Genomic DNA, 11432 nt, shown 5'->3' with positions numbered 1-11432 from the left:
GCGACGCGTCTGGCTCAGCCGAAGTCGGGCGCCCGCCGCACGGTCGCGTCCTCGACGGTGATCCCCACGATCATGGCGTCGGCCTCGGCGACGTCGCGGTCGGTGCGGAACCGGAACAGACGCCCGTCGCGCGTGGCGGTCTCGTACGAATGGTCACCGGAAGACGCGATCCTGATCGACGTGCCACCCGGGAACGCTGCGACAGCCTGGGAGACAGGGTCTCCGACGCGCACGTCGCCTCGCGAGGGGAGAGCAACGCCGTCCTGCGGGGCGCCGTCGAGCGAGCGATCGTTCCCGACCGTGATGGCGGAGACCGTCGTGCCGCCCTCCTCCTGGGCCGTGATCGACAGCGAGGCTGATCCGTCAGCGCTCATGACCTTCCACGGGCCCCCGTCGTACTCCGGATCGACGACCTGCGCACCTGGAGTCGCGGCGAGCGCGACATCGATGGAGACTCCGAGGAGGATCGGACCGACGCCTTCGCCGGTGATGGCCCACTCGCTCCACGATGCCGCTGCGTCGACCTCAGGCACATCCTCAGACGTGGGCGGGTTCGTCGTGAGCTCGTCGATCAGGCTCGTGCGCGCCTGCTCCGCGCGATCCTGGAGGAGGATTGCGACAGCGTCGGCATCAGGGGCAGTTCCGTCTCCGACCGGACTCCAGAGGTTCACAATGACGTTGCCGACCGACGCGAACGCGTGGAACGTGTTCCCCCCGCCCTCGAGATCATTGACGCTCACCGTCCCCGAGAACGCGCGAACGTCATCCCGGGGATCCCGAACGACGCCGTCGAATGTGGCGGGACCGTTGTAATCGAATGTCGCGCACTGCTCCGCTGCCCCGAGGAGCTGGTCCATCCGGGCCTGTGCCTGCGCTTCGTCCGCGAAAGCGAGCGCATGCAGGAAGCCCGTCCGCGCGTCCGCGGCGTCCGTGACCTTCCAGGAGGTAGTACGTGCGCCGACGCTCCACAGCGACTGCCCGGCTTCTCTGTCCGCGCCCCATCGACGCGTGTTATTCACAGCCTAGGGCGGGCCCGACGTTCAGAGCGGCTGCGCCGAATCGCCCGGCTCTCCTTCATGTTCGATCACCGCATCTGCGGTGACGGGTGCGCCGCGGAAGTCCTTCATCGTGGGACCGAGCGGGACGAGAATCCACGTCGCGCGCTCGGAAGGGGCTGACCATGATCTCGATTCGGTGTTCGTCATGCGGTACGCTCGGCAATTACTGACCGAACAGTCGGTTATGAAGACCCGGGACGCTTCGCCGTCCACTTCCGCAGAACCAGAACAATGGAGTTCGCATGACGTCAGCAGTCTCTGGCCACACCCCGACCCGGCGGATGCCCGCCGAGGAGCGACGCGTGCTCGCCGGTACACTCGTCGGCACCTCGATCGAGTGGTACGACTTCTTCATCTACGCCCAGGCAGCGGGACTCGTGCTCGCCCCGCTCTTCCTGGCGCCGATCGCCGAGGAGGCCCCCGGCCTCGCGCAGGTGCTCTCCTTCGCCACGATCGGCATCTCCTTCCTCTTCCGCCCACTGGGCGCCATTGTCGCCGGGCACCTCGGCGACAAGCTCGGGCGCAAGAAGATGCTCGTCTTCACGCTCATCATGATGGGATTGTCGACGTCGCTGATCGGCGTCCTGCCGACCTACGCGGCGATCGGCGTCGCTGCGCCCGTGCTGCTCATCCTGCTCCGCATCCTGCAGGGCTTCTCGGCCGGCGGAGAATGGGGCGGCGCGGCACTGATGGCCGTCGAGCATGCGCCGCGCGCACGGCGCGGTCTCTTCGGTGCGTTCCCGCAGATCGGCGTCCCGATCGGCATGATCCTCGCGACGTTCACCCTGTGGGCACTCACCAGTTCGATGTCTCCCGAGGCTTTCCTCGAGTGGGGCTGGCGTGTCCCGTTCCTGCTGTCGATCGTACTGATCGGCGTCGGATACCTCATCCGTCGCGCCGTCGACGAGAGCCCGATCTTCGAAGATCTGGTGCGTCGACGCAAGGAGGCCTCAGCGCCCCTGCGTCAGCTGTTCCACACGAACACCAAGCAGGTCGTCCTGACCGCGGTCATCTTCATCGCGAACAACGCAGCGGGGTACCTGCTCATCGCCTTCTTCGCGACCTACGCCGTGACGGCGCTCGGCATGGATCGCCCTCCTGTGCTGTTGGCGACGACGCTCGCCTCGTTCGGCTGGCTCGTCTTCACGCTGTGGGGTGGGCACCTGTCTGACCGGCTCGGTCGCATCCGCACCTTCCAGATCGGTTACGTCGCGCTGGCGTTGTGGGCGATTCCCATGTGGATCCTGATCGACACCGCACACGTCCTGTGGTACTTCGTCGCGCTGTTCGTGATGACGTTCGCGCTCGGACTCTCGTACGGCCCGCAGGCTGCACTGTACGCGGAGATGTTCCCCGCACACGTACGCTACTCGGGCGTCTCGATCGGCTACGCCCTCGGCGCCATCCTCGGCGGAGCGTTCGCGCCGATGATCGCCGAGGCGCTGATGAACCAGTTCCAGGCGTCGTGGACTATCGGCGTGTACATCGCCGTGGCGGCCGTGATCTCGCTCATCGGAGTCTCGCTGGTGAAGGAGACGAAGGGCGTCGATCTGTCCGTCTGACGCCCGCAGCCGGCCGCCGCAGGTTCGCGCTGCGGTCCTGGCCATGACAAGAGCACCGGACGACCGGTCAGCAGCCAAAGGCCGGTCGTCCGGTGAACGCGCACCGCCAGGATGAGCAGGGCGCGATGCGGAGAGCGGATTCTCGACGACGGCCTCGGCTCGGACGACCTCAGCCCGCGACCGGACGAAGGCAAGCAGCCGCTTCAGGCGTTGCGGAGTGCGGCGGATGCCGCCGCACGCGTCTCTTCTCCCGTTCTCGCTGCCAGGACCGCTGCGGCCGCCCGCCGGCAGTCATCCTCCGTCACCTCCGCCAGCGCCGTGGCCACGCGCCCCAGCGACCGTGCGGTCATCGACAGCGACGTGACGCCGAGCCCGACCAGCACGGCAGCCAGCGCGGGGTCTCCCCCCGCCTCGCCGCAGACGCCGACCGGCTTCCCGGCCGCACGACCCGCCTCACCGACCATGCCGATCAGGCGCAGAACGGCAGGCTGCCAGGGATCGTTGAGATCGCCGAGCTCGCTGAGCAGTCGATCCGCCGCGAGCGTGTACTGCGCCAGATCGTTGGTACCCAGGCTGACGAAGTCGACGACGTCGAACAACTCGGCCGCCAACAGCGCAGCGGACGGCGTCTCGATCATGATGCCGACGCGCGTGAGCCCTGCCGCACGCGCACGCTCGGCGAACTCCCCCGCTTCCTCGACGGTCGCGACCATGGGGGCCATCACCTCGACCACCGCGGATTCCGCCTCAGCCGCCCGCGCGAGCGCACGGAGCTGATCGTCGAGCAACGCGGGCATACGTCGCGCGATGCGCAGACCGCGCACGCCGAGCGCGGGGTTGTCCTCATGATCTGCGTTCGCGAATGGGAGAGGCTTGTCGCTGCCGGCGTCGAGCGTGCGGACCACGACCTTGCGACCGGGGAACGCCGCGAGCACGCCGCGGTAGGCCGCGACCTGCTCCTCGACGGTCAGGGCCTCCACACGGTCGAGGAAGCAGAACTCGGTGCGGAACAGGCCGACGCCCTCGGCGTGCGCGGCCGCCGCGCTCACCGCATCCGCGGCTCCGCCGACGTTCGCGAGCAGCGCCACCGGGTGTCCATCGGCGAGCTGTCCCTCGCCGTCGAACGGCACGACGGTCGCCGCGGCGAGTGCGGCAGCGACACTCGATTCCGCCGGGTCGACCTCGACCCTGCCCCGAGCTCCGTCGACGAGCACCACGGTCGCGTCGGGGATTGCGGTCGCACCGGAGACGCCGACGATCGCCGGCAGCCCGAGGGATCGCGCGATGATCGCGGTGTGGGAGGTCGGGCCGCCCTGCTCGGTGACGAGGGCGACGCACCGGCCGCCTTCCAGAGCAGCCGTGTCGGCAGGAGCGAGGTCCGGAGCCACCAGCACGAACGGTTCCTCGCTCTCGGGCACGCCCGGCATGTCGATCTCAAGGATCTCGGCGATGATGCGGTCGCGCACATCGCGGATGTCCGCGACGCGCTCCGCCATCCGCCCACCCAGCGCGGCAAGGCTCTTCGCGTGTGCGCCGGCCGTCTCCCAGACGGCCCTGGCCGCGCTCCGGCCTTTCGAGCGGACCAGTGCGGTCGCCTCCGACACCAGCTCCGGGTCCGAGGCCAGCAGCCGTGAGGCGTCGAGGATCGCCCGCGCCTCCCCCGTCGCCTGTGCGGTGCGGGATCGCAAATGGTCGGCGACGGTCACGGCGGCCCATTCGATCGCTGAGGCCTCGGTCTCGCGCTCTTCCACCGGGATGGTCACGGCCGCGTCCGGCTCCGGCAACGCAGGGGCGAGGTGCCGCACCGGCGCGGCGACGCTCCCCGGGCTCACCCCGCGCCCGCGGAGGACTGTTCCCGCGGCGAGCGGTTCCTGCGGCACAGCGGCCGCGTGTGACACCGGCTCCGATACCGACACCGACTCGGCGGGAGCAGAAGCGGCCACGGTCCCCTCACCGAACCCGTCGTCGAAGAGGGCAGCGAGCCGATCGAGCGCCGCGTCCGCATCGGGACCGTGCGCTGAGAGTTCCAGCTCGTCCCCCTGCCGCGCGCCGAGCACGAGCAGACGGGAGAGACTCGCCGCCGATGCCTCCGGACCGTCGGGCAGACGCCGCAGGCGCACGTCGGTTCCCGCGGACGCCTTCGCGATCAAGGCGGCCGGACGCGCGTGGATGCCGAGCGGATTTCTCACCCGCACGCGCCGCACGCGCGCACCCGGCGCGATCGTCGGGACCTCTGCGGCCGGAGCGGGCGCGTCCGGGTCGAGCTGACCGGTCTTCGCACCGAGTGCCGCCGACGCCTCAGCGGCGACCGTGTCAAGGGAACCACCAGCCGCGGCCGACACCACGGCGGCGAGCAGCCCCTCGACGAACGGCGCGGGCGCCAGACGCACGGGCACATCGCTGGAGCGCAGCTCCACTGCCAGCTCTGCGCTGAGCACCGCGGACCCGAGGTCCATCAGCACCAGCACCCCGTCGCAGTCTGCCGCCAGCTCATCGATCGCTGCAGCGACAGCGACGGCGTCCGTTCCCAGGACGGGGGTGCCGTCGGCATCCGTCCCTGCCCCGGCAGCGACCTGCACCCGCACACCGCCGCCCTGCACCATCTGGAGGGCGAGCTCGAGGGCCGCCTCACCCAGCCGTGCACTGTGGGAGACGGCGACGATGCCGATCATCAGGAGCTGCCGGCGATCGCGGCGGCGAGCGTGTCGAACAGGATCGCGGTCGAGGCCGCGCCCGGGTCGATATGACCGGCGCTCCGCTCACCCAGATAGCTCGCGCGCCCCTTCCGGGCGACGAGCGGGAGGGTCGCATCGCGCCCAGCCGCCGCCGCTTCGGCCGCGCGGCGAGAGGCCGACGCCAGATCCGCTCCCCCGCCGATGGCAGCGTCGAAGGCGTCGACCGCAGGAGACATCGCATCGAACATCGTCTTGTCCCCGGCTTCCGCCTTGCCACGCGCGACGATGCCCTCGAGCCCTGCCCGCAGCGCGGCGGCCAGAGCGGCCGCATCGAGCTCGGTGACCGCGCCCGCCGTCATCCCCATGCGAAGGAAGAGCGTGCCGTAGAGCGGACCGCTCGCGCCCCCGACTGAGCTGACCAGGGTCATGCCGACGCCCTTGAGCAGCTCGTCGGCGGTGGCGGGCACGCCGCCACCCAGCTTGTCGACGACCGCAGTCATACCGCGCGCCATGTTCGCCCCGTGGTCCGCATCGCCGATCGCGGAGTCGAGCTCGGTGAGCCAGTCGCGCTTCTCGACCACGGCGTCACGGAAGCGCGTGATCCAGTCGAGCAGGGTGGTGGTTCCGATGGTGTCAGTCATGCAGGTTCAGTCCTTCTGTCGGTTCCGGGCGCGGAGAGTGACGCTCGTGACGCCGCACGAGTGCTCTCTCGCAACCGGAACGGGTCCGTGTGTTCTCTTCAGGCACCCCAGCGCATGCCAGGGGTGTTCACCGGTGCGTCCCACAGCCGCAGCAGCTCGTCATCCGCCTTCAGCACGGTGACCGAGCATCCGGCCATGTCGAGCGAGGTGATGTAGTTGCCGACCAGGTTGCGCACGATCTGCACTCCGGCCTTCTCGAGAAGGGCCGCGACCTCGCCGTACATCAGGTACAGCTCGATCTGCGGGGTCGCCCCCATGCCGTTGACCATCACGATCGCGGGACCGGCGAAGTCCAGGTCGCCCAGAATGGGTTCGACCAGCTGGCGAGCGATCTCGGATGCCGGTGCGAGCGGCTCGCGGTGACGCCCCGGCTCGCCGTGGATGCCGATGCCGATCTCCATCTGATCCTCCGGCAGGTCGAACGTGGGCTTGCCCGCCGCCGGCACCGTGCAGCTGGTGAGCGCCATGCCCATCGACCGCCCCTGACCGTTGATCCGCTGTGCGAGCGCGACGACGGAGGCGAGATCCTGGCCCTCTTCCGCTGCAGCGCCGACGAGCTTCTCCAGCAGCACCGTGAGGCCCACGCCGCGGCGACCGGCCGTGTAGAGCGAGTCCTGCACCGCGACGTCGTCGTCGACCACGACCGTGCCGACCTCGATGCCCTCCATCTGCGCGAGCTCCGCCGCCATCTCGAAGTTGAGCACGTCTCCGGTGTAGTTCTTGACGATGTGCAGCACCCCGGCCCCGCGATCGACGGCCTTGGTGGCGGCCTGCACGCGGTCGGGTGTGGGCGAGGTGAACACCTCGCCGGCGACGGCGGCGTCGAGCATGCCGGGGCCGACGAACCCGCCGTGCAGCGGCTCGTGGCCTGATCCTCCGCCGGAGACCACGGCGACCTTGCCCTGTGCCTTGGGCACGGCGCGGGTGATCACATGGGTCTCGAGATCCACCGAGAGTTCGGGATGGGCGAGCGCTGTGCCTTTCAGCGACTCGACCAGCACGTCCTCCGGGGCGTTGATGAGCTTCTTCATCGTGCGATCTCCTTTGATCTCTTTCGCGAAAATCCGAAAGCAATTCGTTAATGTCGAATATGCTCGGAGCTCGTCGGCTTGTCAAGATCTATCCGGAAGCCCGACGCAGACGCCGGCTCGACGACGAACCGGAAGAGAGGACGGCCCCGTGATCCAGGCCATCGACCGCGCCGCGAAGGTGCTCGAACTGCTACAGGGCGCCCGCCACCTCGGCATCACCGACCTCGCGGCAGCACTGAGCCTTCCCCCGTCGACCGTGCATGGCATCGTCAAATCGCTCCGCGCGCACGGACTGGTCGCCAAGGAACGCGGCGGGCAGCGTTACATGCTCGGGCCCACGCTGCTGCGCCTCAGCAACGTCTACCTGGACACGCTCGATGTGCGCGCCAGAGCGATGCGGTGGACGCAGGAGCTCGCGCGGCGGACCAGTCTGCCGGTGCGCCTGGGCGCGCCGCATTTCCACGAGGTGCTCGTGATCCATCACGACCTGCGCCCTGACGACAGCCAGCAGATGCTGGAGACCGGCGTCGCGATCCCCGCGCACGCATCGGCGATGGGCAAGGTGCTGCTCGCCTACGACCAGGACTTCCAGCGGAGCGTCTTCGACCAGCCGCTGCGCAGCCTCACCGGCGACACCATCACCGATGTCGCCCGACTCATCCTGGAACTGCCGGCGATCGCCGAACGCGGCAGCGCGAGCGAGATGGACGAGGCCGTGCTGGGCGAGTCCTCGGTCGCCGCCCCCGTCGCCGATGCCTCGAACGACATCGTCGCCGCGGTGGCGGTGGTGCTGCCGACGTCACAGGCACCCGCGTCCGACGCCGTGCTCAACGCGCTGCGCGAGACAGCGCGCAACATCTCCCGCGAGCTCGGGGCGACGTCTTGGCCGCCACGCGTGGCGCCCGCCGAGGACTGAATCGTCCCCGGCGGGCGGGTCGCATCTCGGGACGGCAGGCCCGGGTCACGCGGCAGGTTCAGCCGGCGCGAGCAGGAAGTCCGCCGCCCGTTCGCCGATCATGATCGACGGTGCGTTCGTGTTGGCACTCGGCACGAACGGCATCACCGATGCATCCGCCACACGGAGTCCCCGCACCTCGCGCACGCGCAGCTGCGGATCGACCACGGCCAGCTCGTCGACGCCCATCCGGCACGTGCCGACCTGATGGTGGTAGGTGCCGACCGTGCGTCGGGCGAAGTCGCGCAGCTGCTCACGCGTCGTCACCTCCGGGCCCGGGGCGAACTCCGCCTTACGGAACGGCGCGAACGCCGCATGCGCGCCGACTCCACGCACCAACTCGATCGCGTCGACCATGGCCTCGAGGTCGCGCTCGTCGGCGAACACGTTCGGATCGGTCAGCGGAGGGACGGCGGCGTCGGGCGAGGCGAGACGGATGGTGCCGCGCGAGTAGGGACGCACGATGCCGGCCGCGATCGTATACCCCTGCTCGGGAGCAGCGCCGCCGTCGGTCGGGTACGGCACATGGATGAACAGGGGTTGCAGGTCGGGCGCCGTGCCCTCCACCTGCGAGGACCGCGCGTAGAGCTGGCTCTCCAGCAGATTCCAGCGCCCGGCCGGCACCGGATCGTTCGACTCGTACATCACGCTGACGAGCAGATGATCGTGCAGGTTCTCCCCCACACCGTGGAGGTCGGCGACCACGTCGATGCCGTGCTCGTCGAGGTGCGCCCGCGGTCCGATGCCAGAGCGCAGCAGCACGGCCGGCGAGCCGATCGCCCCCGCGCTCAGCACGATCTCGGCGTTCGCCCTGGCCACGTGCACGATGCCGTCCACCGAATACTCCACCCCGACCGCGGCGCCACCCTCGACGAGCACGCGATGCACGAGGGCGCCGGTGGTCACGGCGAGCGCGGTGCTGCCGAGGATCGGAGCGACGAACGCCTGCCACGCCGATGCCCGCCTGCCGTCCTTCGTGGTGGTGTGGTTGAACCCGGCACCGTCGAGGGTGTCGCGGTTGAAGTCGTCGGTGGAGGGGATGCCGCTGGCGATGGCGGCGTCCACGAACGCCGCAGCGACCGGGTTGCGGTGGTCCTCGGGGATGCGTTCGACGTGCAGCGGTCCGCCCGCACCGTGGTACTCATCGGCGCCGTCCGCGTGATCTTCGGACTTGCGGAAGTACGGCAGCACCTCGTCCTACGACCAGCCCTCCGCACCGGCCTCGGCCCAGCCGTCGTAGTCGGTGCGGTCGCCGCGCATGTAGATCATGCCGTTGAGCGAACTCGAGCCGCCCAGCGTCTTGCCGCGTGGCCAGTACAGTGCCCGCCCTCCCAGATGCTGCTGCGGGGTGGTCATCACCGCCCAGTCGTCGTCGGACATCAGCAGCGCGGGCCACCCTTGCGGCGAGTGGATGTTCGGGTCGGCATCCGGCGATCCCGCCTCGATCACGTGCACCGTGCGGCCGGCATCCACCAGGCGTCGCGCGATCGCACTGCCGGCCGAACCAGCGCCGACGATCACGTAGTCGGCGACCTCTGTGAGCTCAGTCATCTCGTTCCTCCTCGAACGGCAGGCGTCGGATTCGCCCGCTGACGAGGCCAGCATCCCGTGCGGCGACGCCGTCCGGGTCGCCCCGGTGCGCACGGCGATGTGCCGCACGTGCACGGATGTGTCCGGCCCCGCTGCGATCGATCGGCTCAGACCCGCGGTCAGCGCTCCGGAGTCGAGTGCGCGCGGAACTCGCTCGGCGAGACACCGAACTGCTGGCGGAACGCGCGGGCGAACGAGGCCGCATCCGTGAACCCCCAGCGCGCTCCGATCGCGGAGATCTGCCGCTCGTTCTGCGCCACGTTGCCGAGGTCCCGGCGTGCGGCGTCCAGTCGACGCGCGCGGATCCAGCCGCTGACGGTGTCGTGGTTCTCCTCGAACAGCTTCTGCAGGTAGCGCACCGACACGTGGTGTGCGGCGGCGATCCGCGACACGCTGAGCTCGGCATCTCCGAGGTGGTCCGCGATATACAGCTCGACGCGCGTCAGCAGCGAGCGTCGCCGCGCCTCCTCACCGACACCGCCCTCGCTGTCGAGGCGCTCGCCGAGCGCGGCGGCGACCATGTCGAACACGGCGTCCGAAAGCGGCAGCCGGTTCTGCAGGGTGCCCTCCTCCAGCGTGCCGTCGAAGGCGCGGAGCAGGGCGGAGGCGATCGCCCCCGAGCCGCTCTGCCCGGAGAACCGCGAGGCGGTCAGGCCGCGGAGCCTACCGCGGTCGACGCGCAGCGCCTCGATCGGGAACATCACCACCAGCATGCGGAACGAGGAGTCGAAGTCGAGCGAGTACGGACGCGTGGTGTCGTACAGTGCGAAGTCCCCCGGCGCGAGCACCGCGTCGCGCCCGTCCTGGATGATCGTGCTGTGCCCGCGCAGCTGCACACCGAGCTTGATGTGCCCGGGGTCATCGCGGGCGATCTCCGACCGGGTCCTGCTCACGCGTACGGCGGACCCTGCGACGCTGCTGACCGACATCGGTCCGAGGGTCTGGGCGATCAGACGACCGTCGAACACGGCCCTGGTCTCGGGGTCGGCCGACCAGGCGCGCAGCGGAACGAAACTACGGTTGACGGCATCCGTCCACATCTCGAACCGCTCGCTCGAGGCCACGGCACCGGTGTCGATGACGACGCGATCGGCCAGGGCTGAACTCGTCCTGTCGCGCATGCATCCTCCTCGCCTCATCGCGTGACGGACAGCATACGCTCCGATTCCGCCGGCCAGGACCCCCGCGTCGGTCAGCGCGACTGCAGCCCGTCGAGCGTGACGCGCAGGACGTCCTCGCCGAGCTCTGCGGGATCCACGGCACCACCGGGGCGGTACCACTCGACCACGGAGTTGATCATCCCGAACAGCAGGCGGGTGGCGACCGCCGCCGAGATGTCGTCGCGGATCAGCCCCTCGCGCTGCGCCTCACGCACGATCGCTGTCACGCGCTGATCGAAGACCCGGCGGCGGTCCAGTGCGGCCAGCTCCACCTCGCTGTTGCCGCGCACCCGCAGCAGCAGCGTCACCGAGGGGAGCTTGGCGGTGAGCACCCGCACCGCTCCACGCACGATCGACCGCAGCCGCTCCGACGCCTCGGTGTGCGCGGCCTCGGCCTCGTCGACCACAGCCTCGAGGGCATCCAGGGCGTCGTCGAGAGCGAGGGCGAGAATCGCCGACTTGGACTCGAAGTGGTGGTAGAGCGCGGACTTCGTCAGCCCGAGCTTCGCGGCGAGATCCGAGATCGATGTCGCGTCGTACCCCTGCTCGTTGAACACCGTGACGGCGACCCTCAGCACCTGCTCGCGGTCGTACCCCGGTCGTCCGCGTCGTGCGGGCGCGGGCGAGTCGTCGTGTGCAGCCATGCCCCCAGTCTGGCACCGGCTGCCCTCGCGGGGCCGGGTTGCCAAGCGCGGCGCGA

Annotated in this window: 8 protein-coding genes and 1 pseudogene; 2 read left to right on the top strand and 7 right to left on the bottom strand. The window is 69.9% G+C overall.

The genetic code is table 11. The features are described 5' to 3' along the window. Window positions 1–14: 14 nt before the first annotated feature. The gene (locus KZC51_RS08075) at window positions 15–740 is read right to left on the bottom strand and encodes a hypothetical protein (RefSeq protein WP_247629481.1); all 726 of its coding nucleotides are present in this window, start codon (window positions 738–740) and stop codon (window positions 15–17) included. Window positions 741–1300: 560 nt separating this feature from the next. Between KZC51_RS08075 and KZC51_RS08070 the strand changes: the two genes are divergently transcribed. Beyond that, entirely contained in the window at window positions 1301–2620 is a 1320-nt protein-coding gene (locus tag KZC51_RS08070) for an MFS transporter (protein ID WP_247629480.1), read from the top strand. Window positions 2621–2823: 203 nt separating this feature from the next. Here KZC51_RS08070 and ptsP read toward each other — a convergent pair whose 3' ends face one another. The 3 genes from ptsP to dhaK form a co-directional block, all read right to left on the bottom strand. After that, window positions 2824–5292: a phosphoenolpyruvate--protein phosphotransferase gene (gene ptsP, locus KZC51_RS08065; protein ID WP_247629479.1), complete on the bottom strand. Its 2469-nt coding sequence runs from the start codon at window positions 5290–5292 to the stop codon at window positions 2824–2826. Further along, complete coding sequence (gene dhaL, locus KZC51_RS08060) at window positions 5292–5936, bottom strand: dihydroxyacetone kinase subunit DhaL (RefSeq protein WP_247629478.1); 645 nt, start codon at window positions 5934–5936, stop codon at window positions 5292–5294. Before dhaL ends, ptsP begins: the two co-directional genes overlap by 1 nt. A 98-nt stretch (window positions 5937–6034) precedes the next feature. Then, complete coding sequence (dhaK, locus tag KZC51_RS08055) at window positions 6035–7027, bottom strand: dihydroxyacetone kinase subunit DhaK (RefSeq protein ID WP_247629477.1); 993 nt, start codon at window positions 7025–7027, stop codon at window positions 6035–6037. Window positions 7028–7175: 148 nt separating this feature from the next. Between dhaK and KZC51_RS08050 the strand changes: the two genes are divergently transcribed. Beyond that, complete coding sequence (locus KZC51_RS08050; protein WP_247629476.1) at window positions 7176–7943, top strand: IclR family transcriptional regulator; 768 nt, start codon at window positions 7176–7178, stop codon at window positions 7941–7943. A 45-nt stretch (window positions 7944–7988) separates the two neighbouring features. On the opposite strand, the pseudogene KZC51_RS17955 reads toward KZC51_RS08050, so the two are convergent. From KZC51_RS17955 to KZC51_RS08030, 3 genes and pseudogenes are all read right to left on the bottom strand, one after another. Then, a pseudogene (locus KZC51_RS17955) lies at window positions 7989–9533 on the bottom strand (GMC family oxidoreductase). 158 nt (window positions 9534–9691) lie between these two features. After that, entirely contained in the window at window positions 9692–10693 is a 1002-nt protein-coding gene (locus tag KZC51_RS08035) for an AraC-like ligand-binding domain-containing protein (RefSeq protein WP_247629475.1), read from the bottom strand. A 71-nt stretch (window positions 10694–10764) separates the two neighbouring features. Beyond that, entirely contained in the window at window positions 10765–11376 is a 612-nt protein-coding gene (locus KZC51_RS08030) for a TetR/AcrR family transcriptional regulator (protein ID WP_247629474.1), read from the bottom strand. Between the last annotated feature and the right edge of the window lie 56 nt (window positions 11377–11432).

Origin of the sequence: Microbacterium croceum (genome assembly GCF_023091245.1) — a bacterium.
GTDB lineage: Bacteria > Actinomycetota > Actinomycetes > Actinomycetales > Microbacteriaceae > Microbacterium > Microbacterium croceum.
The sequence above is the reverse complement of the archived record's forward strand: the minus strand, read 5'-3'. Positions and strand labels throughout refer to the sequence as shown.